We start from the raw sequence: 23805 nt of genomic DNA on the forward strand, positions 1-23805 counted from the left end.
ATGCGAAACGGGAGAATATTGATCCATTCATGAATGGCTTATTCAGGGGCCATCTGTCAACCTGAGGAGATCGCCATGACCCGTACCATGCCCGAAACCGTTCTTGTTCTTGGCCCGACCGGAAAGTTCGGCCGCCACGCCGCCGCCGCCTTCGAGGCGCGGGGCTGGCAGGTCCGGCGGTTCCGGCGCGGGGTGGATGACCTGCGCGCTGCCGCGACGGGGGCGGCAGTTATCGTGATGGGCTGGCACCCGCCCTCCTACGAGGACTGGGCACGGGAGATGATGCCGATGCATGCCCGTGTGATCGAGGTGGCGAAGGCGACCGGGGCCAGCGTGATCGTGCCGGGGAATGTCTATGTCTACGGGCCGGATGCACCCTTCGGCTGGACGGCGGAGACGCTTCACCTCGCCTCCAATCCCCTTGGCCGGTTGCGGATCGGGGTGGAGGCCGAGTATCGCGATGCGGGCGTGCGGACCATCCTGCTGCGCTGCGGGGATTTCATCGACGACCGTGCCTCGGGCAATTGGTTTGACCGCTTCATCACTCCGAGGGCCGCGAAGGGGTCCATTTTCTATCCCGGTCCGGTGGATGTGCCGCATGCCTGGGCCTTCCTGCCGGATGTGGCGCGCGCTGCGGTGCTGCTGGCGGAACGCCGCGACAGCCTTGCGACCTTCGAGGACGTGCCGTTCGCGGGCTACACCCTGACCGGCGCGGAGCTGGCCAACGGGATCGGGCAGGCGCTTGGTCACGAGGTCCGTCCCGGGCGGTTCGCCTGGCTGCCGCTGCGACTTGCGCGGCCGGTGATGCCGGTGCTCAGAGGGGTGTTCGAGATGCGGTATCTCTGGTCCCTGCCGCACCGGCTGGACGGCGGTAAGCTGGCGCGGCTTTGCCCGGAGTTCGTGCCGACGCCGCTGGACGACGCGCTGCGGGCCGGGCTGGCGCATCAGTCCGGCGGGGCGGTCGCGGCCTGAAGGTCGATGTCGATCCAGATCGCGCGGTGGCGGCTGGCGGGGGAGTCCGGGGCCAGCCCGCTGCCGGTCAAGATCAGGTCGGCGGAGGGGAGCAGGTAGTCGACGCGAAGCCGGCCCGGCCCCGGATCGGGCCAGTCGACCGTCGCCTTGCCGGTCAGCCCGGGCGGATCGCGCAGTCGGGGATCGCTCAGCAGGCCGCGGATCGCCGCACCGCGTCCGTCCCCGCCGGAGGGGTCGAGGTTCGCGGCCCCGGCGATGACATACGGCGGATCGGGGGCCGGGCCGAAGTCACCGTCGAGCCGGTGTTTCCAGAAGATCACCTCGTCATGGTTGCGGCGGCCGTTGCGGTCCTCGGGCCCGTCGAAGACCGGCGGGGTGGCGTGGAAGATCATCAGCGTGACCGGCTTTCCGCGGGGCGGGGTGACGCGCAGTTCCCAGTGGGCGGTGGAGGAAAGGCGCTGGACGTCGGCGCCTGATGCCTGCGCGCCCTCCCTCCCCTCTGCGTCGATCAGCAGGGTGTCGGGCATGTCGCGCCAGAGCCGGGCGGAGTGGTCAACCATCAGGTCGACCGGCCAGCGGGAGATGACGGCGAGCCCGCCCTGCCCCGAGAAACGCCCGTAGCCCTGTGCGTCGCCGGGCCCGCCGTGGCGCCCGTCGCCGTCGAGGTCGAGGCCGGTCTGCAAGCCGGTATTGGGTAGGGTGGTAAAGGTGTGGAAGGCGGGAGGCGCTGCGCTTGCCTGCAGTGCTCTGGCCGTCGGGGCAGGCGGACTGCGCTGAGGACATTGGCCGATCCGAGAGGGACGCGGCAACGACGCCCGCCATGCCGGAGGTCCGCCGGTTTCGGGCGGGGCGGACCCGGTTCGGCGGGGCGGGTCGATGCGGGAAAAATGCGTGTCCGGGGGGAAAGGCGACGGATCGCAGGGATCGGGGCGACCGGCATGCTCCGCCAAGGCTCTCTCCACCGCCCCGGCCAGCGCCGTCAGCGCCGCGCCGCCGCGGTCGTAGTCGATGCCGGCGAGCACCGCGACATCCGGGGACAGCCCCGCTAGTATCTCTGCCACCGCCATTGGACCGGGATCGCCTGACAGGAGGGCGTCGAGAAACAGCCCCGGCCCACGCGCGGCCTGTTCGGTGTGCCAGAAAACGATGCGAAAACGGTCGGAGGGGGACGGATCAGCGCGAAGGGGATCGGCCGCCAGCGTGGCGACCAGCGGGATCAGACAGCCTGCAAGCCATCCTCCGACCGCGCCTCTGCGTAGGTCCGGCGGCGCTTTTCCTCGATGATATCGGCCACGCGGGCGAGCGCCACGCCGCGGATGATCAGGTTTGCCGGGACAAAGGCCCATATCGTCATCACCCAGATCAGGGTGTGGGGATTGCCGATTGCCGACATGTCCACCAGCGCCCCTGCCAGCTTCACCAGTGCCGGGAGAAGGAATGGCAGGAGAAACCCTAAGACCGCGTTAACGATGCTGTCGCGCTTGAGGCGGGCCAGCACGTCTCCGCCGCCCGTGGGGTCGAAGAGGGGCAGGTTGATCCAGACGTTGAACGCGCCGTAGCGCACGGGCCAGCCGTAGATGCGGACCAGCACGCCAAAGCCGACAAGGCCGAGCAGCGACATGACATAGGCGATGCCGGCGGCGTCGCGCACCATCTCCACCACCTCGGGTTCGGTGCCGGACGGCAGGGCCAGAACGACCAGGCGCACCGGGGAGAAGGGGAAATCGACGGCGTTGGCCATCAGCGCGGCCAGCTTCATCAGCAGGGAGGCGATCGGGGTCTCGAGCGCGGCGCCGGAGAAATAGACCGTCAGCATCAGCACGATGGCGAACATGGTGAAGTAGCGCAGGCGGTTGACCGGCGGGGCAAAGCGGAATTCGAGGATCGAGGGGAACTGGCTGAAGTATTCCATGAAGGTGAAGGCCCCGGCCGCCAGCGCCACGAGGACGACGACCTGCGCGGTATCCGCCCCCACCTCCGGAAGGAGGAGCGAGGGCGTGGCGATTGCCAACGCGATCAGGAGGGCGCGAAGAAACGCGCCTGTCAGACGGACGATCACTGCTCTATCCCCTCAAACTGGCCCGGAGCGATGCTTTGCCGCCCCAATGTCCCAACTTGATGCCGCATGATGCGGTGCCTCATTGTTGCCCCAATCCTGCCGCCCTTTCGCCGAACGCTCAAGAGCCGACCCCATAAGGCGCGGAAAATAGGGCGAATCCGTGGTGCAACTGGTGCTATCTTGCATCAATAGCAGAACGGAAATGGGGCCAGACGGCCCCATTTTACTAAATCTGGTGGTATCGGGGGCGGCCTTACATAGACCGCGGGAGGCTCAGACCCAGGGACGGGCCTGGGCTGCCTGCGCCTCGAACGTGTCGATCGAGGCGGCCTTTTCCAGCGTCAGGCCGATGTCGTCGAGCCCTTCGAGCAGGCAGTGCTTCTTGAAGCTGTCGACCTCGAAGGAGAAGGTTTCGCCATCAGAGGTGGTGATGGTCTGCGCCTCCAGATTGACGTCGATACGGGCGTTCGCGCCCTTCTCGGCGTCCTTCATCAGCACGTCCACCTGTTCCTGCGGGAGCACGACGGGCAGCATGCCGTTCTTGAAGCAGTTGTTGTAGAAGATGTCCGCAAAGGAGGTCGAGACGATCACCTTGATGCCGAAATCCGCGAGAGCCCAGGGCGCATGTTCGCGCGACGAGCCGCAGCCGAAATTGTCGCCCGCGATCAGGATCTGGGCGTCGCGGTAGGCGGGCTTGTTGAGCACGAAATCGGGGATCTCGTTGCCCTGCCGGTCATAGCGCATCTCGTCGAAGAGGTTCACGCCGAGGCCGGAGCGCTTGATGGTCTTCAGGAAGACCTTGGGGATGATCATGTCGGTGTCGATGTTGACGAGCGGCATGGGGGCGGCGATGCCGCTGAAGTTTTCGAATTTGTCCATTACATCATCTCCCGTACGTCGGTGAGTTTGCCGGTGACCGCCGCCGCTGCCGCCATCGCCGGAGAGACGAGGTGCGTGCGACCCTTGTAGCCCTGCCGCCCCTCGAAGTTGCGGTTTGACGTGGAGGCGCAGCGTTCGCCCTCGGCCAGCTGGTCGGGGTTCATCGCAAGACACATGGAGCAGCCGGCGAGGCGCCATTCGAAACCGGCGTCCTGGAAGATCTGGGCGAGGCCCTCCTCCTCGGCCTGTGCCCGGACGAGGCCGGAGCCGGGGACGACCATGGCGCGCATGCCGTCCTTCACCTTCTTGCCCTTGAGGATCGCGGCGGCAGCGCGCAGATCCTCGATCCGGCCGTTGGTGCAGGAGCCGATGAAGACGGTGTCGATCTCGATATCCGTCAGCTTCTGACCGGCCGTCAAGCCCATGTAGTCGAGCGACCGTTTGACCGCGTCGACCTTGCCGCCCTTGAACTGGTCGGGCGAAGGCACGAGGGCGGAGATCGGCAGCACGTCCTCGGGTGAGGTGCCCCAGGTCACGACGGGTTCGATATCCTCGCCGCGAATGGTGACGACCTTGTCCCAATGCGCGTCGTCGTCGGAATAGAGCGTCTTCCACCAGTCCATCGCGGCTTCCCACTGGGCACCCTTCGGCGCGTGCGGGCGACCCTTGACGTAGGCGTAGGTGGTTTCGTCCGGGGCGATGAGGCCGGCGCGGGCGCCGCCTTCGATCGCCATGTTGCAGACGGTCATGCGGCCTTCCATGGACAGGCTGCGGATCGCCTCGCCGCAGTATTCGATGACGTAGCCGGTGCCGCCGGCCGTTCCGGTCGCGCCGATGACCGAGAGGGTGATGTCCTTGGCGGTGACACCGGGGCGGAGCTGGCCGGTGATCTCGACCTTCATGTTCTTGGACTTCTTCTGGATCAGGGTCTGGGTGGCGAGCACATGCTCGACCTCGGAGGTGCCGATCCCGTGGGCAAGCGCGCCGAAGGCGCCGTGCGTGGCCGTATGGCTGTCGCCGCAGACCACGGTCATGCCCGGCAGGGTCCAGCCCTGTTCGGGGCCGACGATGTGCACGATACCCTGGCGGATGTCGGACACGGGGTAGTAGTGCACGCCGAATTCACGCGCGTTCTTGTCCAGCGCCTCGACCTGGATGCGCGATTCCTCGGTCATGGAGGCGGGGTTTTCGCGGCCCATGGTGGTGGGGACGTTGTGGTCGGGCACGGCGATGGTCTTTTCCGGCGCGCGGACCTTGCGGTTCGACATGCGCAGACCTTCGAAGGCCTGGGGGCTTGTCACCTCGTGGACGAGATGGCGGTCGATGTAGAGCAGGCAGGTGCCGTCGTCGGCTTCATGTGCGACATGGGCATCCCAGATCTTGTCGTAGAGCGTCTTGGCGGATGGCTTGGGGGACATGGGTCCTCTCCCGTTTGCTGGCTGTGAAATGGCTGTGACCGGAGAACCGCGCGCCCGGACGGGCGGCGGGGCGGGGCCTCATAGCGAGGCCAGCACCGTCAGCGACGCACCGAAGAACCGCCAGGGCAGGCGCGCGCGGTCGTCCATGTCGAAAATCCGTGTCATGCGGGCTGGGATACACCCGGGCGGCGTCTCAGGCAAGCGGGCTTGGCGTATCAGGCCCCGGCGGCCCATGTCTCGGCCTCGGGCAGGGTTTCGAACTGTTCCAGCTGAACCTGCGCGAGATCATAGGCGTGACCGGCGAGCATCCGGCCCATGCCGTGCCCGAAGGAGCCGGGCCGGGAGACGATGGCGATCCGGAACGGCCCTGTGCGGTCCGGCATGTGCCGCGCGATCTGCCGGTCGGTCCGGCTGAGGAACGCGCGGGCGCGGGCGGCGGTCAGGATGGAGCTTTGCTGGAGGCTCAGGTCCAGCACCACGGCATGCAGGCGGCGTTGGTCGACAAGGGAATGGATGAGCGCGCGCGCCTCGTCGCCTTCGTCCCGGTCCGGGGGCGAAATGATGGTGATGACGAGGACACCCGTGTCCGCGCGCAGTTCCGACTGAAGACCCATGGCAACACACCCGATTGCCGACCAGCGTAGCGCAGCCGGTGTTGTCTGGCCAGTCGCGACCGGAAGGCCGCTGGCGGTCCGGGTCCGCGCGTCAGATGCCGCGCAGATACCAGCGCCGCCCGGCGCGGCCGAAGCTGACCGCAAGGGCGCGGTCACGGTCGGCGTCGCGGGTGGCGCGTTTCAGGATGCCACCTGCCGCCGCTCCGGTGCCGAGCAGCGCGCGGCGGTAGCGGCGCAGCTTTTCGGTCCGGTCGGCGGCACGGGCGGGTGCGGTGATCCGGCTTGGCGGGGCGTTGTGCGAGTCTGTATGTCTCATGGACCCAGTATGCCACGTCCGCCGTCCCCGTTCACGCGGCGGCGCGGCAAGAGGCGCGGGACCGGCGGAACCCCGCGAACCTTGCCAAACCTGTCGTCCGGCGTGCAGACTGGCGGCCTTCGGGAGACCACAACGGCATGACACCGCTCGACATCATCTCGGAAATCGCGACGGGACTGTGGGCGCAGGCGCATCTGTTCCTCACCGGCATGATGCGGGTGTGGAACCTGTACCAGCTGGCCATCCTTGCCGGGCTGATCGTCGCGGCAGTCGGGCTGTCCTACGTGGTCGGACCGCTGCTGCACAACTGGCTGCGCGCGCAGGAGGGCTGGCCGAAGTGGCGGCTGCGGCTGTTCCTCGTCCTGCACCGGCGGCTGCGGCTGATCCTGTTCGTCGCGCTGATCTGGCCGGTCGTCTGGGTGATGCGGGAGGTGACGTGGCCGTCGCGGTCCTATCTGCTGGCGGCGGCGGGGAGCCTGGCCTTCGCATGGCTGGTGATCGCGCTGCTGACGCGGCTGATCGCGAATACCTTCCTGCGGGGGATCGTGCGGATCGTCGGGTGGATCTGGGTGACGCTGGTTATCGTCGGCCTGACGGATGAGACGCAGCGCCTGTTCGAAAGCGTCGGTCTGTCGTTCGGGGAAACCCGGCTGACGCTGTGGACCGTGTTGCAGGCGATGGTGCTGCTGACGGCACTGTTCACGCTGGCGCGGTTCCTGAGCCACGCGTCGGCCGCCAATATCAGCCGGGTGGAGGATATCTCTCCTTCCATGCGGGTGCTGGTGGTCAAGTTCCTGCAACTGCTGCTGTACGGGCTGGCGCTGTTCATCGGGCTGAAGTCGGTCGGGGTGGATCTAACGGGGCTTGCCGTGCTGTCGGGGGCGATCGGCGTCGGGCTCGGGTTCGGGTTGCAGAAGGTGGTGTCGAACCTTGTGTCGGGGGTCATCATCCTTCTCGACAAGTCGGTGAAGCCGGGGGACGTGATTTCCCTGGGTGAGACCTTCGGCTGGATCAACTCGCTCGGCGCGCGCTACGTGTCGGTGGTGACGCGGGACGGGAAGGAGTACCTGATCCCGAACGAGGATCTCATCACCGGGCAGGTGGTGAACTGGTCGCATTCGGACGATTTCGTCCGGCTCGACATCTTTTTCGGCACGGCCTATGGCGACGACCCGCATCTGGTGCGGAAGGTCGCGGTGGAGGCGGCGGCGAGCGTGGACCGCGTGCTGACCCACAAGGCGCCGGTCTGTCATATCGTGGGGTTCGGGGACAGTTCGGTGGACTATATCCTGCGGTTCTGGATCCGGGATCCGACGCAGGGGCTGACGAATATCCGGGGGAACGTGTACCTGGCGCTCTGGGATGCGTTCCGGGCCAACGGGATTTCGATTCCGTTCCCGCAGCGTGAGGTCCGGATGCTGAAGGATGAAGAGGCCGGTCCGGGGTTCGAGTTGCCCGACTGATGCGCTGATGCCCGCGCGTCGCCGCCATACGGCGGCGAAGTGCTCCAGTTTCATTGAAATGACATCCCCGCGCTGTTACCTTACAGGTACGTCCAGCGCCGGGACATTGGCGGCGCGCAGCAAGGAGGACAATGTCCTGTCACTTGACACTGTTACGGCGAAGCCCGTTTCCAAAGGAGCCAGCGTGATGGCTCACTCCCAGTCGATCAGCGAGTCCCTGCTGGACCTGATCCTCTCCTCCCTCGACAGCGACAAGGCCGAAGAAATCGTGCAGATCGACCTGCGCGGACGGTCTTCCATGGGTGATTTCATGGTCATCGCGTCCGGGCGCTCCTCGCGTCAGGTCGCCGCGATTTCCGAAAAGCTCGTGGAGCGCATCAAGGAAACCTACGGCTTCACGGCCAAGGTCGAAGGCAAGGAGACCGGCGACTGGGTACTGATCGACACCGGCGACGTCGTCGTTCACGTGTTCCGCCCCGAGGTCCGCGACTTCTACCAGCTTGAGAAGATGTGGATGCCGGCATCGAACGACCGCTCTCACGCCTGAGCGGACGTGAAACTGACGATCTGCGCCGTCGGGCGCCTGCGCAAGGGGCCCGAGGCCGATCTGATTGACGACTACCTGACCCGGGCGACACGTTCGGGCCGCGCCCTCGGTCTCGGTCCCGTTTCGGTGGCCGAGGTGGAAGACCGCAAGGGCGGCGGGATGGCCGCGGAGGCGGTCCTGCTTGAGAAAGCCCTGCCCGACCGGGCGCGCGTAATCGCGCTGGACGAACGCGGCGTGGTGATGAGCTCTCCTGACTTTGCCGAAGTGCTGGCCCGCTGGCGGGACGAGGGCGTGTCGGACTGCGCCTTCGTGATCGGCGGCGCGGACGGGATCGATCCTGCGATGAGGGCGCGGACGGATCAGGCGCTGTCCTTCGGCAAGATGGTCTGGCCGCACATGCTGGTGCGGGTGATGCTGGCGGAACAGATCTACCGGGCGGTGACGATTCTGGCGGGGTCGCCGTATCATCGGGTGTGAGATGTGGCGCTTGTCCGGTACGGGGCGTCATCTCCGGGCCGGAACCGAGGATCTCTGGGCCTTGGCACGGGCGACGGGTGATCCTCGGGTCAAGTCCGAGGATGACGAGGTCGAAAAAATTGGCTGTGGGAACCTGTCACCGACAGAGGGCCCGAGCATGTCCGCCGGGCGGGCGAACAATGCCTGAGGTCTTTACTTTATCCAGTCGTGACAGCGGATAGATTGATCTCGTCGCAAACGGCGGCGCAGCGCCCGCCCGAGGGGGCGGACGGGCGCTGGCCCGGCGGCCCTTCTGGCCTCGTTCCGGGCCTTACGCACATGCCGATCCGAAGGAGTTTGGCTCCATCGTCACAGTTGGCGCTAACGCGTCCCATCCCGCCTTCACCCCCGCGACCATCCCCGTTACACAGGCGGCGAAGCAGGCCGGAGCCCACCGATGACCATCCCGAAACCCGTCGTCCTGTGCATTCTCGACGGATGGGGCCTTTCCGACACGACGGAGGCCAACGCGCCCGCGCTGGCGGACACGCCGACCTATGACCGGATCATGGCGACCTGTCCGCATGCGACGCTGGTCACGCACGGGCCGGACGTGGGGCTGCCTTCGGGACAGATGGGCAATTCGGAGGTCGGGCATACCAATATCGGCGCGGGGCGCGTGGTGGCGATGGACCTTGGCCAGATCGACCTGGCGATCGAGGACGGGTCATTTGCCGCGAACCCCGCCCTGAACGCGTTTATCGACCGGATGAAGGGCACGGGCGGGACGGCACATGTCATGGGGCTGATGTCGGACGGCGGGGTGCATGGCCATGTCTCACACATCCGCGCGGCCATCGGCGCCATCGCGGGCAGCGGGGTGCCGGTTGCCTTCCACGCGGTGACGGACGGGCGGGACGTGGCGCCGAAATCGGCCTACGGCTACCTCGCCGAACTTGAGGAGACGCTGCCGGAGAAGGCGCGGATCGCGACGCTGTCGGGCCGCTACTACGCGATGGACCGGGACAACAGGTGGGACCGGGTGGCGGAGGCCTACGGCGCGATGGTCCGCGGTGAGGGCGGGAAGTCCGCGACGGCGCATTCCGCGATCACCAGGGGCTACGAGAACGGGGAGACGGACGAATTCATCACCCCGACCGTCATCGGCGGCTATGCGGGCGCGCAGGACGGGGACGGGTTCTTCTGTCTCAACTTCCGGGCCGACCGCGCGCGGGAAATCCTGCGGGCCGTAGGGGAACCGGGGTTCGATGCGTTCGACACCGGGACACGGCCGGAGTGGGCGGCGCTGCTCGGCATGGTGGATTATTCCGAGGCGCACAACGCCTACATGACCACCTGCTATCCCAAGCAGCAGATCGTGAACACGCTTGGCGAATGGGTGGCGAAGCAGGGGAAGACCCAGTTCCGGCTGGCGGAGACGGAGAAGTATCCGCATGTGACCTTCTTCCTCGACGGCGGGGTGGAGCAGGAGAAGGCCGGGGAGGACCGGTACATGCCGCTCTCACCCAAGGTGGCGACCTATGACCTGCAGCCGGAGATGTCGTCGGAGGAGGTCACGGACCGGTTCGTCGCCGCCATCGAAAAGGGGTACGACCTGATCGTGACCAACTATGCCAATCCGGACATGGTGGGGCACACGGGCGATCTGAAGGCGGCCATGGCGGCCTGTGCGGCGGTGGACCGGGGGCTGGCGCGGGTAGTCGCGGCGCTGGAAAAGGCGGGCGGGGCGATGATCCTGACGGCGGACCACGGCAATTGCGAGGTCATGGTCGATCCGGTGACCGGCGGGCCGCATACGGCGCACACGACGAACCTTGTCCCGGTGGCGCTGATCGGCGGACCGGCGGGCGCGGGGCTGCGGGCGGGGCGGCTGGCGGATCTGGCGCCGACGCTGCTTGCGCTCATGGGGCTGCCGCAACCGGAGGAGATGACGGGGGAGAGCCTGCTGTCATGATGCTGCGCGCCCTCGCTCTGCTGGCTGTCGTGATCGCGCTGCCCGGCGCGGGGCGGGCGCAGGATGACACGGTGCAGGCGGCCACCCGCGCGGCGGAACAGCTGGACAGGGCCATCACCCTGCTGGATGCGGCGGAGGAGGCCCCGGACCGCGTCGCGGCACTGACCGAAACGACGCGGGCGTTCGAATCCGGGCTGGCGGCGATGCGCGAAGGGCTGCGGCAGGTGTCGGCCCGCGAAGCGGTGCTGAGCCGGGACCTGCAGGCGCGGGAGGGCGAGATCGCGCGGCTTCTGGGCACGCTGCAGGTCATGGGCGGAGCGGGATCGCCGGTGGTGTTCCTGCACCCGGCGGGACCGGTCGGCACGGCGCGCTCCGCGATGATCGTGGCAGATGTGTCGCGTGGGCTGGACGAGCGCGCGGCGTCCCTGCGCGCCAAGCTGGACGAGGTGCGGGTGCTGCGTGAGCTTCAGGAAAGCGCCGCCGCCCGGCTGTCCGAGGGGCTGCGGGGCGTGCAGCAGGCGCGCACCGACCTGTCCAAGGCGGTGGCCGAACGCACCGACCTGCCGCGCAAGTTCACCGAGGATCCGATCAAGACCGCGCTGCTGATCGCATCGACCGAAACGCTGTCGGCCTTCGCCTCGGGCCTGACCGACATCGGGGATGACGAACGCGCGGTCGACCTGCCGACGGTGCGCGACCGCAAGGGTGACATCCCCCTGCCCGTTCTTGGCCGGGTGCTGCGTGGCTTCAAGGAGGCCGACGCCGCCGGCATCACCCGTCCCGGCATGGTGCTGGCGACCCGTCCGCGTGCCATCGTGACCTCACCCACGGCGGCGACGATCCGGTATCGCGGCCCGCTTCTGAACCTCGGAAATGTGATGATCCTTGAGCCCGAACCCGGCATTCTTTTCGTGTTCGCCGGTCTGGACGTGGTCTATGGTGGCTCGGGCGACATTCTGCCCGCCGGGGCGCCGGTCGGGCTCATGGGAGGCAGGGATCCGGACCTCGGGGCTGTTCTCTCGGTCGCGGATGCGTCAGAAGACTCTGGATCGGGGCGCAGCGAAACGCTCTATGTGGAAGTCAGACAGGATAACGTCCCAGAGGATCCGGCAGCGTGGTTCAGGGGCATGAAGGATTGATGAGCATGAAAAAGCATATCGTGGCGGGCATCGTCGGGGTGACGGCCGGGCTTCTCGGTTCGACGCAGGTCGCCGGGCCGCTTCTGGCACAGGACACGGCGAAGAACAGCAGCGTCTACGAACAGCTCGACCTTTTCGGGGACATCTTCGAACGGATCCGCGCGCAGTATGTCGAGGAGGTCGAACCCTCCAAGCTGATCGAGGCCGCGATCGACGGGATGCTGACCTCCCTCGACCCGCATTCCAGCTATCTTTCGCCCGAGGATGCGACGCAGATGCGGGTGCAGACGCGGGGCGAATTCGGCGGGCTCGGCATCGAGGTGACGCAGGAAGAAGGCTTTGTTAAGGTCGTGTCCCCGATGGACGGCACGCCCGCCGACGAGGCGGGGGTCGAGGCCGGGGACTTCATCACCCATGTGGACGGCGAAAGCCTTCTGGGCCTGACGCTGGACGAGGCGGTGGACATGATGCGCGGCCCGGTCGGGTCGGAAATCGTGGTGACCATCGTGCGCGAGGGTGAGGCAGAGCCGTTCGACCTGTCGATCATCCGCGACACGATCAAGCTGACGGCGGCCCGCGTGCGGACCGAAAGCCACGCCATCGTGGCCCGCGTGACCACCTTCAACGACCAGACCACGCCGAACCTTGTCGAGGGGCTGCAGAAGGAAATCGAAGCGGCCGGCGGCATGGACAACGTGAACGGCATCGTGCTTGACCTGCGTAACAACCCCGGCGGTCTGCTGACCCAGGCCATCAAGGTGGCGGATACCTTCCTCGAGAAGGGGGAAATCGTGTCGACCCGGGGCCGGAACCCGCAGGACGGCGAACGGTTCAACGCGACCGAAGGCGACCTGATCGACGGCAAGCCGATCGTGGTGCTGATCAACGGCGGCTCGGCCTCGGCGTCGGAAATCGTCGCGGGGGCGTTGCAGGATCACCGCCGCGCCATCGTCGTGGGCACCAAGTCCTTCGGCAAGGGATCGGTGCAGACGGTCATGCCGCTGCGCGGGGACGGGGCGATGCGCCTGACAACGGCGCGTTACTACACGCCGTCGGGCCGGTCGATCCAGGCGCTTGGCGTGTCGCCTGACATCGTGGTGGAACAGCCGCGCCGGGTCCCGGAAGACGAGGAGGCGGAGGAGGATACCTCGCCCGCCCGCCGTGGCCGGTCGGAGGCGGAGCTTCGCGGCGCGCTGAACAACGACAGCCTGTCCGAGGACGAAATCCGGCAGATCGAGGAAGAGCGCGCCGCGGCAGAGGCCTCTGCCAAGATGCGGGACGAGGACTACCAGCTGGCCTATGCCATCGACATCCTGAAAGGCCTGCACGCGCTCAAGCCGTAATGGCCTGACCCGGCCCCCCGCCGCTTCGGAGGCCGGGCTAGATCTCCAGCGTTCCGGTGATCCGGGACGCGACCTCTCCGCCGACCCAGATGTCGCTGCCATCCGTGGTGATGTGGATACGGCCCTCGCGGCCAAGGGCGTGGCCCTGTGCCGCGATGTAGTCGCCCGTCGCGATCCCCGATCCGATCAGCCACTGCGCGACCCCGGCGTTGAGCGACCCGGTCACCGGATCCTCGTAGGCGCCGGTAAAGGCGCGCAATTCGAACTGGCAGGGATCGTCCGCCCCGGCGGGTGCAACGACACCCAGCTTGAGACCGTTGAAGGCGGCGTAGTCCGGGACGATGGCGCGCAGCACCTCCACGTCCTTCAGCAGCAGACCAAGCCAGCCCGGACCATTGTCGATCCACTCGGCAGCGGCGACCTGCGACTCCTCAAGCGACAGGGCCCGGCAAGCGGCGGCGCGGGTGTCCTCTGCTGCCGGTCCGGAGCGCAGGAGCGGCGGGGCGCGGAACGCCAGCCTGGACCCGTCGCGGCGGACCGGCACCTGACCGGCGGCGCAGTGCTGGAGGATGATGTCCCCCTGCGGCTGCCCGCCTGCGTCGAGCCAGGCCTGACAGGAACCGAGCGTCGGATGCCCGGCGAAGGGCAGTTCGCGCGCCGGGGTGAAGATGCGCACGGCATAGTCCGCGCCTTGGGGCGGCGGCAGCAGGAAGGTCGTTTCGGACAGGTTGGTCCAATTGGCAAAGCGCGCCATCTGTGCCTCCTCCAGCCCGCCCGCGTCATGCACGACGGCAAGCGGATTTCCCCCGAGCGCACGGGAGGAGAAGACATCGAGCTGCGTGAACCTGTAGCGCTCCATGGGACCCCCGGTCTGACTGTCGGGGGCCAGAATGCGCATGTCCCCGGCCGGCGCAACCCGCCGTGTGTCAGATGGCAGAGGAGTGTCGGGCCCCGGTCATGTCATAGGCATCGAAGGCGCGCGCGACGAGCCGGGTCAGGACGCGCAGGTCTTCGGGGATGGTCAGCCCGTCCGGCGTCACGCGCAGCAGACCGTCGAAGCGGGCGTTCGCCCGTTCGAACATCTGCAGCGCCGTGTCCGGGTGCAGGCGGAAACGTCGGCCCAAGTCGTCTGTGCGGACGGTGAAGTCACACATCAGCGCCTCGATGATCCGGCCGCGCAGCAGATCGTCGCGGGCAAAGACATGGCCCCGCGCGGTGGAGAAGCGCCCGTCGCGGATCGCTCCGACATGGGCGGAGGTGGCGGCGGCGTTCTGCGCGTAGCCCTGCGGAAAGCGCGAAATGGCCGAGGCGCCGACACCGATCAGCACGTCGGCCGGATCGTCGGTGTAGCCCTGGAAATTGCGTCTCAGCTTCCCGTTATTCCGGGCGATGGCCAGCCCGTCGTCCGGCTGCGCAAAATGGTCGATGCCGATCGGCAGGTATCCGTCCCAGAGAAACAGGCGGCGGGCGGTTTCGTCCAGCGCCATGCGTTCCGTCGGGGTCGGCAGGGCCTCCGAGGGCAACATGGACTGCCGCCGCGCCATCCAGGGCACGTGGGCATAGCCGTAGAGCGCCACCCGGTCCGGGGAGAGCGACAGCAGTTTCTGCACGGAGTCGGTGATCTTCACCGGTGTCTGATGCGGCAGGCCGAACAGGATGTCGGCGTTCAGGCTGGTAACCCCGGCGGCGCGGATGGCGTCGATGGCGTCGCGGGTGACCTCGTAGCTCTGGTCGCGGCCGATGCTGGACTGGATCGCGGGGTCAAAGTCCTGCACCCCGACGGAGGCGCGGTTCATGCCCGCCCCGGCAAGGGTGTCGAGGCGGGGAGCGTCGATTTCGTTCGGGTCGATCTCGACGGAAAATTCGTAGCCGGGGGCGAAGGGCGCGACGTCGCGGATCGCCCCTGCGAGGTCGCGCACCATCCCGGGTTCCAGCAGGGTCGGCGTGCCCCCGCCCCAGTGCAGGCGAGACAGACGCACGCCCCGGGGCAGGTGCCGTGCCAGCAGCGCCAGTTCCAGCTTCAGCGTTTCGACATAGGACGCCACCGGCGACAGAGTCGCCGTGCCCTGCGTGCGGCAGGCGCAGAACCAGCAGAGCCTGCGGCAGAAGGGCACATGCAGGTAGAGCGAGATCTCCGCCCCTTCGGGTATCGCACCGATCCAGTCGGCAAACCGCGCCGCATCCACGCCTCCGCCGAACTGCGGGGCGGTCGGATAGCTGGTGTAGCGGGGCACCCTGGCATCGAACAGGCCAAGTCGGGAAAGTTGTACAGCGTTGCTCATGGCGGTATGAATGGGGCAAGGGGCAGGTCCTTTCCTTGACCCAGATCAAGCGCAGAGAAGGGGCACATGCTTCTGTCCGACACACTGATGGCGAAAGAGGGCTGTTCGGCCTGCCCGATCCGGCACCGGGCGGTCTGCGCGCGCTGTGACAGCGACGAGCTCTCGCGGCTGGAGGAGATGAAGTACTACCGCACCTACGAGGCCGGGCAGCACATCATCTGGTCCGGCGACCGGATGGATTTCGTCGGCTCCGTGGTCAAGGGGATCGCCACGCTGACCCAGACGATGGAGGACGGGCGCACCCAGATGGTCGGGCTGCTGCTGCCCTCGGATTTCGTCGGGCGGCCGGGGCGCGAGGGATCGGCCTATGACGTCACCGCGACGACGGAGGTGGTGATGTGCTGTTTCCGCCGCAAGCCGTTCGAACGGATGATGGAGGAGACACCGCATGTCGCGCACCGCCTGCTCCAGATGACGCTCGACGAACTGGACGCGGCGCGGGAATGGATGCTGGTTCTCGGCCGCAAGACGGCGCGGGAAAAGATCGCCTCACTCCTGTCGATCATCGCGCGGCGCAGCACGCTTCTGGAACAGCAGGCCGCCGACGACGGGGTCGCGATCGACCTGCCGCTGACGCGGGAGGCAATGGCGGATTACCTCGGCCTGACGCTGGAAACGGTGAGCCGGCAGGTCTCTGCGCTCAAGCGCGACGGGGTGATCGTGCTGGACGGCAAGCGCCGCATCCTGATCCCCGACATGGAACGTCTTTTGGAAGAGGCCGGCGACGACAGCGACGGCGGCCTGCCGGTCTGAGCGTCATCCAGGCCGGGCAGTGCGCGCCGACCGCACCGTTGCGTATCTGCCGGTCCGCCTTTGCGGGGCCTGTCACAAAGATATGCGGGTACGTTGACCTGGACGTCGCAAAACCGTCCTAGCCCTTGCCGCGGGGGCAAACAGCGCCCCTCCAGACACAACAAAAACAAGGGAAACCTGATGACCCGCAATCTTGTTGCCGGGACTGTCATTGCGCTTGCGCTGACGACTCCTGCCTTTGCTGCCACCTACAACACGCTCTCCGGCCAGGCGCCCCTGGTGATCGCGCATCGCGGTGCCAGCGGCTACCTGCCCGAACATACGCTTGGCGCCTATGAGCTCGCGATCCGGATGGGCGCGGATGTCGTCGAACCTGACCTTCAGACCACCCGCGACGGTGTGCTTGTCGCGATGCACGACAGCACGCTGACCCGGACGACCAACGTCGAGGACCTGTTCGCGCCCCGCAACGGTGGCTATCGTGTGTCCGATTTCACCCTAGCCGAGATCAAGACGCTGACGGTCGAACCGACCCGCACCGCGTCGACCAGCTATCCGGGCTACACGCCGAGCATGTCCGATCCCTTCACCGTGCCGACCTTTGCCGAGGTGATGGAGTTCGTGAACGCGCACAACACAACTTCGGGCGCGAAGATCGGGATCTATCCCGAGGCCAAGACGCCGAACAGTTTCGCGATGAATGCGCAGATCCTCGAGGAGATGCAGTCCCACGGGTTCACCGACCGGTCCGACAACAGCTTCATCCAGACCTTCAGTCACGAAGGCGCGCGGCAGCTGTCCCTGATGCAGGACATCCTTGGCATGGACAATGCCATCGCCGCCCTTGGTTACGCGCAGCTGACGCCGGAGGGTTACGCGCTTTACGACTCCACCACGCGCACCTCCAACCTGCTGAGCGACCTGGCGCTGTTCGTCGACGGGCTGGGCGTCAGCCTGGGCGGTGCGCTGAGCGCGGAGTTCATCGCCGAAGCGCATGCCCTCGGTCTGCAGGTTCATGGCTGGACGTTCCGTCCGACCACAGCGGAAGCGGCGGAGGAGCAGTTCCTGCCGTGGCTCGAAGCCGGGATGGACGGGTTCTTCACCGACTATTCCCTGCTGGCGGTGGAATTCCTCGAGGCGCACGAACTGAACGCCGTGCCGGTTCCGGCAGGCCTGCCGCTGCTGGCGGGCGGGTTCGGGGCGCTGGCCCTGTTGCGCCGCCGCCGGACGGCCTGAACCACGGGACCGGAGGCCGCGTGGCGGCCTCCGGTCTCCGCCCCGGCGGGCGGTCCCGTCAGTGGGCCATGAGGACCGGGACGCCGGTTTCCTCGAGCATGTCGCGAGTCGCACCGCCAAGGATCGACTCGCGGAAGCGGGAGTGGCCGTAGGCGCCCATCACGATCAGATCGGCCCCGGTGTCGGTGGCATGGCGGCGGATCACGTCCGAGACACGGGGCATGGTGCGGGCCAGCACGTCGATGTCGGGGCGGATGCCGTGACGCGACAGCCAGGCGGCGAGCTGCCCTCCGGGGTCGGAGCGGCCGGGGCCGTGCACCGGCGGATCGATGACGACGATCTGCACCGACTCCGCCTCTCTCAGCAGCGGCAGGGCGGCGCGGATGGCAGACAGCGCCTCGGCGCTTTCGTTCCAGCAGAGCAGCGCACGCTTCGGCGTGGCGGACAGGTCCGCGCGGTCGGGCAGGACCAGAGCGGGGGCGCGGCCGCCGAACATCGCGGCTTCGGTCAGCGGCTCCATCTCAACCCCACGCGATTTTCCGTAGGGTTTCGGCAGGATCACGAGGTCCGAGAAACGCGCGTGCAGGGCCACGTGGCGCGACAGGTCGGTCAGCTGGCAGACGCCGGTGTCGGTGCCCCAGGTGGCCTCGGTCCGCGACAGGATGCGCTGCGCCTCGGCCTCCAGCTCCTCCGCCTCCTCGCCAGCGCGGGTGATGGCCTCCTGCAGGATCAGGGCGTTGGCCCCGGCGTAGTAATAGCCCATCTGGCTGCGGTCGACACCCAGACACAGCACGTCGAGATGGGCCTCGTGGCGATGCGCCATGGCGGCCGCGGCCTCCAGCACCGGCGCGGCCAGTGTCTTGTCGGTCAGGATCGTTGAGAGGGTCTTCAGGGTCATGTCGTCCTCCTCGGGCGGGGTTCCGGTATGCCGGACAGCCTGCGCCCTCCGGGGGACGCGCGCCTTGACCAGGGTCAAATCCAGCGGCGGAAAAACTTGACGCAGATCAAGGCCGCCGGTCGGCGCAGCGCCGATAAGCGGGGCGTCAACACGGCCGGATGCGGCCGGGCGCGGGATGCCCGATTCCCGACGCCGAACGGACGAAGGGACGCGACATGACAGATACACTGAAGCTCATCGCGCTTGGCCTGATTGCCCTATTCGCGGCAATCGCGGCCAACCATGCGCGCGATCTGGCGTATATGGTGAACGCGCTTGTGGTCATGCTGACCGCCGGCGGCCTGTTCCTCTACACGCTGCGGATGACCGGAGAGGAGCGCCCCGTGCGTGACGTCTCGGGCGAATACATGGACGATGTCGTCCGCTACGGCGTGATCGCCACGGCCTTCTGGGGGGTGGTCGGGTTCCTTGTCGGGGTGGTCATCGCCTTCCAGCTGGCCTTTCCGGCGCTTAATTTCGACTGGGCGCAGGGGATGGCGAACTTCGGGCGCCTGCGTCCGCTGCATACCTCGGCGGTGATCTTCGCCTTCGGGGGGAACGCGCTGATCTGCACCTCCTTCTACGTGGTGCAGCGGACGTCGGCGACGCGGCTCTGGGGCGGCAACCTCGCCTGGTTCGTGTTCTGGGGCTATAACCTGTTCATCGTGCTGGCGGCGCTGAGCTATGTGCTGGGCGGGTCGCAGTCCAAGGAATACGCAGAGCCCGAGTGGTATATCGACCTGTGGCTGACGGTTGTCTGGGTTGCCTACCTCGCCGTGTTCCTCGGCACGATCATCATGCGGAAGGAACGCCACATCTACGTGGCCAACTGGTTCTTCCTGTCCTTCATCGTGACCGTAGCGATGCTGCACGTGGTCAACAACCTCTCCGTCCCGGTGTCGCTGTTCGGGTCCAAATCGGTGCAGGTCTTCGCGGGCGTGCAGGATGCCATGACCCAGTGGTGGTACGGGCATAACGCCGTCGGCTTCTTCCTGACGGCCGGGTTCCTGGGAATGATGTACTACTTCATTCCGAAGCGCGCTGAGCGGCCGGTCTATTCCTACAAGCTGTCGATCATCCACTTCTGGGCGCTGATCTTCCTCTACATCTGGGCCGGGCCGCACCACCTGCACTACACCGCCCTGCCCGACTGGGCCTCGACCCTCGGGATGGTGTTCTCGGTCGTGCTGTGGATGCCGTCCTGGGGCGGGATGATCAACGGGCTGATGACGCTGTCGGGGGCCTGGGACAAGCTGCGCACCGATCCGGTGATCCGGATGATGGTGATCGCCGTCGGCTTCTACGGCATGTCGACCTTCGAGGGCCCGATGATGTCGATCCGCGCGGTCAACTCGCTGTCGCATTACACCGACTGGACCATCGGGCACGTGCATTCCGGCGCGCTTGGCTGGAACGGGATGATCACCTTCGGGGCGCTCTACTTCCTCGTGCCCAAGCTGTGGAACCGGGCGGAAGTCTATTCGCTGAAGCTGGTGAACTGGCACTTCTGGCTCGCCACCATCGGCATCGTTCTCTACGCGGCGTCGATGTGGGTGACCGGCATCATGGAAGGCCTGATGTGGCGCGAGGTGGATGCCAACGGGTTCCTCGTGAACTCCTTCGCCGACACGGTTGCCGCGAAGTTTCCGATGTACGTGGTGCGGGGCCTCGGCGGGGTCATGTACCTGACCGGCGCGATCATCATGTGCGTGAACCTGTGGCTGACGGTGCGCCGTCAGCCGGAAGAAGCCAGCGCCAACGGCCTCGTGCCCGCGGAATAAGGAGACCTGACAATGGCACTTGAAAAAGACCCCCTACCGGCTTCGGCGACGGGGATCGGCGACCGGCCGAAACGGCGCTCCTTCCTCGACCGGCACAAGGTGCTCGAGAAGAACGCGACGCTGCTGCTCGCCCTGTCCTTCGCCGTGGTCACCGTGGGCGGGATCGTGGAGATCGCCCCCCTGTTCTACCTGGAAAACACCATCGAGGACGTGGAGGGCATGCGCCCCTACACCCCGCTGGAACTGACAGGCCGGGACATCTACATCCGGGAGGGCTGCTACGTCTGCCATTCCCAGATGATCCGCCCGATGCGGGACGAGGTGGAGCGCTACGGCCACTATTCGCTGGCGGCGGAGAGCAAGTACGACCATCCGTTCCAGTGGGGATCGAAGCGGACCGGGCCGGACCTGGCGCGGGTCGGCGGACGCTATTCGGACGAATGGCATGTCGATCACCTGCGCGATCCGCAGTCGGTGGTGCCGGAATCGGTGATGCCGAAGTACGGCTTCCTCGAGGATACCCTGATCGACGGGCGCTACGTGCAGGACCTGATGGCGACCCATGCCTTCGTCGGCGTCCCCTACACGGAGGAGATGCTGGAGAACGCGCAGTCGGACTTTGCCGTACAGGCCGATCCCGACAAGGACTACGACGGGTTGCAGGGCCGCTATGGCGAGAGCGCGCAGGTGCGCAACTTCGACGGCAAGCCGGGGGTGTCCGAAATGGATGCGCTGGTGGCCTATCTCCAGATGCTCGGGACGCTGGTCGATTTCTCGACCTTCACGCCCGACGCCAGCCGGTAAGGGGGCGATCATGAACACCTATTCTCTGCTCAGAGAATTCGCGGACAGCTGGATGCTGCTGGCGATGTTCACCTTCTTCGGGGCCTGCGTGCTCTGGGTGTTGCGGCCCGGGTCCCGGCGGACCTACCGCGATACCGCCGCGATCCCCTTCCGCAACGAAACGAAACCTGCCGCCGGCGCGGATGCCGGCAAGGAGGTCTGAGATGAGCGACGATCTGAGAAAGCAGCACGGCACGACCGGCCACAGCTGGGACGGGATCGAGGAGCTGAACACCCCCCTGCCCCGATGGTGGCTGTGGACCTTCTACGCCTGTATCGTCTGGGGCATCGGCTATACCATTGCCTACCCGGCCTGGCCGATGATCAGCCGGGCGACCGGCGGGGTGCTGGGCTATTCGACCCGTGGGGAAGTCGCGGCAGAAATTGACGCGGTGGCGCAATCCAACGCGGCGATCAACGACCGGCTCGCCTCGGTTCCCCTGACGGACATCGCGGGGGACCCGGAGCTGAACCAGTATGCCGTTTCGGCGGGCGGTGCGGTTTTCATGACCTGGTGTGCGCAATGCCACGGGTCGGGCGCGGCGGGGGCCAAGGGGTATCCCAACCTGCTGGACGACGACTGGCTCTGGGGTGGCGACATGGAGGCGATCCACCAAACCATCGCCAACGGCGTGCGCAACGAGGAGGGCGACGATCCGCGCTATTCCGAGATGCCGGCGTTCGGGCGGGACGACCTGCTCGAGAAGGGCGACATCGAGGCGGTGGTGAACTACGTCATGTCCCTGTCGGGTACGCCGGTGGACGCGGGGCAGGTCGCGGCCGGGGCGGTGGTTTTTGCCGACAACTGCGCCTCCTGTCACGGCGAGAACGGGACGGGCGACCGCGACCAGGGGGCGCCGAACCTGGCGGATGCGATCTGGCTTTACGGCGGGGACTATCCGACCCTGATCGAAACGGTGAGCAATGCCCGCTTCGGGGTCATGCCCGCCTGGGGTCCGCGTCTGAGCGAGGCGCAGATCCGCGCGGTTTCCGCCTATGTGCATCAGCTTGGCGGGGGCGAATAGCCCCTGCCCCACGGCTCCCCCGCCGACCAGAGGGGGCTTGCACCGGCCCGTCCGCGCCTCCCGCGTCTCCCGGATGGGCCGGTTTTCATTCGCTATCGGCGGTATCGGGTCCGGGTCCGGCGTGTCTGCTACCACTTGGGCGGGTGTCATCCTCGGGCTTGACCGGAGGATCACGGCTTTCGGATTGGCAGCACTTCCGCCACCACCCGAGCCATCGCGGATCCCTCTCCCCTCGGGGGAAAGGGCCGGGGTGAGGGGAACGCCGCGTTATTCCGCCGCCAGCGGCAGGGCGCGGCCGATCTCCGTCACTTCGGCGATGACGGCTTCGATCACCTTGCGGAATTCCTCGAAATCCGGGCGAGGGGTGATCGTGCGTTCATCCATGTAGAGCGCGCGGTCGATCTCGATCTGCACCGCGTGCTGGCGGCGCGAGGGTCGGCCGTAGTGCTGGGTGACGAAAGCCCCGGCGAAGGGCGCGTTGCGGGCGACGGCGAGTCCGGCGCGGGTCAGGATGGCCTCGATCTCTCCGACCACGGCGGTGGAGGCGGAGGCGCCGAACCGGTCGCCCAGCACCACGTCGGGACGGCGCGCGCCGGAGCGTACGACACAGTCCACCGCCTCGTGCGGCATGGAGTGGCAGTCGATCAGGATCGCCTCGCCGAACATCTCTTGCGCGGTGACGATCCGGGACTGCAGCGCGCGGTGATAGGGGTGCCAGTAGCGGGTCAGGCGGGCCTGCGCCTCGGACAGCGGGATGCGGCCGCGATAGATCGCGCGTCCGTTGGACACCACGCGGGGGATGACCCCGAGGCCGGAGGCGATACGCGGATTGTGCCCGCCGCGCCGGACGCCCTCCACCACCGAACTGTCGAGTTCGTCCGCCCCGCGGTTCAGGTCGACAAAGGCGCGCGGCACGCGGGCGGCGAGCAGAGGCGCGCCGTGGTCCACTGCGGACATGAACAAACGGTCGACGAAGGCATCTTCGGAGGACCGGATCGCGCGGTCGTCGAGAACGGATGCAGCGCGGAAAGAGTCCGTGTAGTCGCAGCCCGAATGCGGGGATGCGAAGACCACCGAGGTGGTCAACCGCGCGGGCAGGTACAGGTCGAATCCGGGTGTCGTCATGGGCCTTCCGATCGCCGCAGCATAGCGCAAAAACTTTCACCGCCAAAAGGCTTGATCCCCCTCCCGACTCTTATTATAGACACGCGAACCGGCGCGGGACCCCCGCGCCCCTTTTGCTTGAAGGGGGCGGACCAGCGCAGGGACATGGGCGGTTAGCTCAGCGGTAGAGCACTTCGTTGACATCGAAGGGGTCACAAGTTCGATCCTTGTACCGCCCACCATGTTTCACCGGCCCAAGGCTGCAAGGTCTCGGGTCAGATTGCGAATCAGGCGCTCGCCGCGCCGCGAAGAAGGAGATGGCCGATGAAGGTCCGTAACTCGCTCCGCTCGCTGAAGCAGCGCCACCGCGATTGCCGGATCGTGCGCCGCAAGGGCCGCGTCTATGTGATCAACAAGACGCAGCGGAAGTTCAAAGCCCGCCAGGGCTGAGACCAGCGACATCACGACACTGAAGGCCGCCCTCCGGGGCGGCTTTTTGTTTGGGTATCTTCATTGAGAATCGGGTCCGCCGCGCAGGCGCCGTTTTCGTGACCGCAGTCGGGGCAAAGGGAAATCGGGCCAGATTATGGCGGAGATTCCCTG

Annotated in this window: 24 protein-coding genes and 1 tRNA gene; 15 read left to right on the plus strand and 10 right to left on the minus strand. The window is 67.0% G+C overall.

Annotation, left to right across the window (positions count from 1 at the left end):
• Positions 1 to 75: 75 nt before the first annotated feature.
• Entirely contained in the window at positions 76 to 972 is an 897-nt protein-coding gene (locus IEV87_RS13095) for an epimerase (protein ID WP_229737555.1), read from the plus strand.
• Here IEV87_RS13095 and IEV87_RS13100 read toward each other — a convergent pair.
• From IEV87_RS13100 to IEV87_RS13125, 6 genes are all read right to left on the minus strand, one after another.
• The gene (locus tag IEV87_RS13100; RefSeq protein WP_188478108.1) at positions 945 to 2033 is read right to left on the minus strand and encodes an endonuclease/exonuclease/phosphatase family protein; all 1089 of its coding nucleotides are present in this window, start codon (positions 2031 to 2033) and stop codon (positions 945 to 947) included. The two genes, IEV87_RS13095 and IEV87_RS13100, sit on opposite strands and share 28 nt — an antisense overlap.
• A gap of 155 nt (positions 2034 to 2188) precedes the next feature.
• Positions 2189 to 3031, minus strand: coding sequence for a hypothetical protein (locus IEV87_RS13105; RefSeq protein ID WP_188478109.1), 843 nt, complete (start codon positions 3029 to 3031; stop codon positions 2189 to 2191).
• 273 nt (positions 3032 to 3304) lie between these two features.
• Positions 3305 to 3910, minus strand: a complete 606-nt coding sequence (gene leuD / locus IEV87_RS13110; protein ID WP_188478110.1) for a 3-isopropylmalate dehydratase small subunit — start codon at positions 3908 to 3910, stop codon at positions 3305 to 3307.
• A complete protein-coding gene (leuC, locus tag IEV87_RS13115; protein WP_188478111.1) occupies positions 3910 to 5328 on the minus strand; it encodes a 3-isopropylmalate dehydratase large subunit in 1419 nt (472 codons plus the stop codon). Before leuC ends, leuD begins: the two co-directional genes overlap by 1 nt.
• Before the next feature lie 215 nt (positions 5329 to 5543).
• The gene (locus IEV87_RS13120; RefSeq protein WP_188478112.1) at positions 5544 to 5942 is read right to left on the minus strand and encodes a hypothetical protein; all 399 of its coding nucleotides are present in this window, start codon (positions 5940 to 5942) and stop codon (positions 5544 to 5546) included.
• A 91-nt stretch (positions 5943 to 6033) separates the two neighbouring features.
• Positions 6034 to 6258, minus strand: coding sequence for a hypothetical protein (locus IEV87_RS13125; protein ID WP_188478113.1), 225 nt, complete (start codon positions 6256 to 6258; stop codon positions 6034 to 6036).
• A 137-nt stretch (positions 6259 to 6395) separates the two neighbouring features.
• On the opposite strand from IEV87_RS13125, the gene IEV87_RS13130 reads away from it, so the two are divergent.
• From IEV87_RS13130 to IEV87_RS13155, 6 genes are all read left to right on the plus strand, one after another.
• Entirely contained in the window at positions 6396 to 7721 is a 1326-nt protein-coding gene (locus IEV87_RS13130) for a mechanosensitive ion channel family protein (RefSeq protein ID WP_188478114.1), read from the plus strand.
• Between the two features lie 58 nt (positions 7722 to 7779).
• A complete protein-coding gene (rsfS, locus tag IEV87_RS13135) occupies positions 7780 to 8268 on the plus strand; it encodes a ribosome silencing factor (protein ID WP_188478440.1) in 489 nt (162 codons plus the stop codon).
• Between the two features lie 6 nt (positions 8269 to 8274).
• Positions 8275 to 8745 carry a 23S rRNA (pseudouridine(1915)-N(3))-methyltransferase RlmH gene (gene rlmH / locus IEV87_RS13140; RefSeq protein ID WP_188478115.1) on the plus strand — a complete coding sequence of 157 codons (471 nt, stop codon included), beginning with the start codon at positions 8275 to 8277 and terminating at the stop codon, positions 8743 to 8745.
• Positions 8746 to 9181: 436 nt separating this feature from the next.
• The gene (gene gpmI, locus IEV87_RS13145) at positions 9182 to 10699 is read left to right on the plus strand and encodes a 2,3-bisphosphoglycerate-independent phosphoglycerate mutase (protein WP_188478116.1); all 1518 of its coding nucleotides are present in this window, start codon (positions 9182 to 9184) and stop codon (positions 10697 to 10699) included.
• Entirely contained in the window at positions 10699 to 11838 is a 1140-nt protein-coding gene (locus IEV87_RS13150; RefSeq protein ID WP_188478441.1) for a murein hydrolase activator EnvC family protein, read from the plus strand. The genes gpmI and IEV87_RS13150 overlap by 1 nt, the downstream gene beginning before the upstream one ends.
• Before the next feature lie 5 nt (positions 11839 to 11843).
• Complete coding sequence (locus tag IEV87_RS13155) at positions 11844 to 13181, plus strand: S41 family peptidase (protein ID WP_188478117.1); 1338 nt, start codon at positions 11844 to 11846, stop codon at positions 13179 to 13181.
• A 37-nt stretch (positions 13182 to 13218) separates the two neighbouring features.
• Here the strand turns inward: IEV87_RS13155 and IEV87_RS13160 are convergent, their stop codons facing one another.
• Together IEV87_RS13160 and hemN are read right to left on the minus strand one after the other, a co-directional pair.
• Positions 13219 to 14079, minus strand: coding sequence for a PhzF family phenazine biosynthesis protein (locus IEV87_RS13160; RefSeq protein WP_229737559.1), 861 nt, complete (start codon positions 14077 to 14079; stop codon positions 13219 to 13221).
• 28 nt (positions 14080 to 14107) lie between these two features.
• Positions 14108 to 15463 carry an oxygen-independent coproporphyrinogen III oxidase gene (gene hemN / locus IEV87_RS13165; RefSeq protein ID WP_188478118.1) on the minus strand — a complete coding sequence of 452 codons (1356 nt, stop codon included), beginning with the start codon at positions 15461 to 15463 and terminating at the stop codon, positions 14108 to 14110.
• Between the two features lie 66 nt (positions 15464 to 15529).
• Between hemN and fnrL the strand changes: the two genes are divergently transcribed.
• On the plus strand, positions 15530 to 16276 hold the full coding sequence (gene fnrL, locus IEV87_RS13170) for a transcriptional regulator FnrL (RefSeq protein WP_188478119.1): 747 nt from the start codon (positions 15530 to 15532) through the stop codon (positions 16274 to 16276).
• Positions 16277 to 16456: 180 nt separating this feature from the next.
• On the plus strand, positions 16457 to 17512 hold the full coding sequence (locus tag IEV87_RS13175) for a glycerophosphodiester phosphodiesterase family protein (protein ID WP_188478443.1): 1056 nt from the start codon (positions 16457 to 16459) through the stop codon (positions 17510 to 17512).
• A gap of 58 nt (positions 17513 to 17570) precedes the next feature.
• On the opposite strand, the gene IEV87_RS13180 is transcribed toward IEV87_RS13175, so the two are convergent.
• Complete coding sequence (locus tag IEV87_RS13180) at positions 17571 to 18410, minus strand: universal stress protein (protein WP_188478120.1); 840 nt, start codon at positions 18408 to 18410, stop codon at positions 17571 to 17573.
• A 215-nt stretch (positions 18411 to 18625) separates the two neighbouring features.
• On the opposite strand from IEV87_RS13180, the gene ccoN reads away from it, so the two are divergent.
• Genes ccoN through ccoP form a run of 4 tightly spaced genes read left to right on the plus strand, consistent with a single transcriptional unit; the run spans position 18626 to position 22098 of the window.
• Positions 18626 to 20230, plus strand: a complete 1605-nt coding sequence (gene ccoN / locus IEV87_RS13185; RefSeq protein ID WP_188478121.1) for a cytochrome-c oxidase, cbb3-type subunit I — start codon at positions 18626 to 18628, stop codon at positions 20228 to 20230.
• 12 nt (positions 20231 to 20242) lie between these two features.
• Positions 20243 to 21034 carry a cytochrome-c oxidase, cbb3-type subunit II gene (ccoO, locus tag IEV87_RS13190; RefSeq protein ID WP_188478122.1) on the plus strand — a complete coding sequence of 264 codons (792 nt, stop codon included), beginning with the start codon at positions 20243 to 20245 and terminating at the stop codon, positions 21032 to 21034.
• Between the two features lie 10 nt (positions 21035 to 21044).
• A complete protein-coding gene (locus IEV87_RS13195) occupies positions 21045 to 21236 on the plus strand; it encodes a cbb3-type cytochrome c oxidase subunit 3 (protein WP_188478123.1) in 192 nt (63 codons plus the stop codon).
• A 1-nt stretch (position 21237) separates the two neighbouring features.
• Positions 21238 to 22098, plus strand: a complete 861-nt coding sequence (gene ccoP, locus IEV87_RS13200; protein WP_188478124.1) for a cytochrome-c oxidase, cbb3-type subunit III — start codon at positions 21238 to 21240, stop codon at positions 22096 to 22098.
• 267 nt (positions 22099 to 22365) lie between these two features.
• Here ccoP and IEV87_RS13205 read toward each other — a convergent pair whose 3' ends face one another.
• Entirely contained in the window at positions 22366 to 23223 is an 858-nt protein-coding gene (locus IEV87_RS13205; protein ID WP_188478125.1) for an N-formylglutamate amidohydrolase, read from the minus strand.
• A 146-nt stretch (positions 23224 to 23369) separates the two neighbouring features.
• Between IEV87_RS13205 and IEV87_RS13210 the strand changes: the two genes are divergently transcribed.
• Both IEV87_RS13210 and ykgO read left to right on the plus strand, forming a co-directional pair.
• Positions 23370 to 23444 (plus strand) — tRNA-Val (locus IEV87_RS13210).
• Positions 23445 to 23526: 82 nt separating this feature from the next.
• Entirely contained in the window at positions 23527 to 23652 is a 126-nt protein-coding gene (ykgO, locus tag IEV87_RS13215; protein WP_090207947.1) for a type B 50S ribosomal protein L36, read from the plus strand.
• Positions 23653 to 23805 lie beyond the last annotated feature (153 nt).

It is taken from the genome of Primorskyibacter flagellatus (assembly GCF_014638275.1).
GTDB lineage: Bacteria > Pseudomonadota > Alphaproteobacteria > Rhodobacterales > Rhodobacteraceae > Pseudooceanicola > Pseudooceanicola flagellatus_A.

Coding starts and splice junctions, on each gene's coding strand:
- IEV87_RS13205 (WP_188478125.1), bottom strand. CDS start 23,223: ATGACGACACCCGGATTCGACCTGTACCTGCCCGCGCGGTTGACCACC.
- ccoP (WP_188478124.1), top strand. CDS start 21,238: ATGAGCGACGATCTGAGAAAGCAGCACGGCACGACCGGCCACAGCTGG.
- IEV87_RS13160 (WP_229737559.1), bottom strand. CDS start 14,079: ATGCGCATTCTGGCCCCCGACAGTCAGACCGGGGGTCCCATGGAGCGC.
- IEV87_RS13125 (WP_188478113.1), bottom strand. CDS start 6,258: ATGAGACATACAGACTCGCACAACGCCCCGCCAAGCCGGATCACCGCA.
- leuD (WP_188478110.1), bottom strand. CDS start 3,910: ATGGACAAATTCGAAAACTTCAGCGGCATCGCCGCCCCCATGCCGCTC.
- IEV87_RS13180 (WP_188478120.1), bottom strand. CDS start 18,410: ATGACCCTGAAGACCCTCTCAACGATCCTGACCGACAAGACACTGGCC.
- gpmI (WP_188478116.1), top strand. CDS start 9,182: ATGACCATCCCGAAACCCGTCGTCCTGTGCATTCTCGACGGATGGGGC.
- hemN (WP_188478118.1), bottom strand. CDS start 15,463: ATGAGCAACGCTGTACAACTTTCCCGACTTGGCCTGTTCGATGCCAGG.
- IEV87_RS13095 (WP_229737555.1), top strand. CDS start 76: ATGACCCGTACCATGCCCGAAACCGTTCTTGTTCTTGGCCCGACCGGA.
- IEV87_RS13130 (WP_188478114.1), top strand. CDS start 6,396: ATGACACCGCTCGACATCATCTCGGAAATCGCGACGGGACTGTGGGCG.
- IEV87_RS13175 (WP_188478443.1), top strand. CDS start 16,457: ATGACCCGCAATCTTGTTGCCGGGACTGTCATTGCGCTTGCGCTGACG.
- IEV87_RS13150 (WP_188478441.1), top strand. CDS start 10,699: ATGCTGCGCGCCCTCGCTCTGCTGGCTGTCGTGATCGCGCTGCCCGGC.
- rsfS (WP_188478440.1), top strand. CDS start 7,780: ATGACATCCCCGCGCTGTTACCTTACAGGTACGTCCAGCGCCGGGACA.
- IEV87_RS13195 (WP_188478123.1), top strand. CDS start 21,045: ATGAACACCTATTCTCTGCTCAGAGAATTCGCGGACAGCTGGATGCTG.
- leuC (WP_188478111.1), bottom strand. CDS start 5,328: ATGTCCCCCAAGCCATCCGCCAAGACGCTCTACGACAAGATCTGGGAT.
- IEV87_RS13155 (WP_188478117.1), top strand. CDS start 11,844: ATGAAAAAGCATATCGTGGCGGGCATCGTCGGGGTGACGGCCGGGCTT.
- fnrL (WP_188478119.1), top strand. CDS start 15,530: ATGCTTCTGTCCGACACACTGATGGCGAAAGAGGGCTGTTCGGCCTGC.
- ykgO (WP_090207947.1), top strand. CDS start 23,527: ATGAAGGTCCGTAACTCGCTCCGCTCGCTGAAGCAGCGCCACCGCGAT.
- ccoN (WP_188478121.1), top strand. CDS start 18,626: ATGACAGATACACTGAAGCTCATCGCGCTTGGCCTGATTGCCCTATTC.
- ccoO (WP_188478122.1), top strand. CDS start 20,243: ATGGCACTTGAAAAAGACCCCCTACCGGCTTCGGCGACGGGGATCGGC.
- IEV87_RS13120 (WP_188478112.1), bottom strand. CDS start 5,942: ATGGGTCTTCAGTCGGAACTGCGCGCGGACACGGGTGTCCTCGTCATC.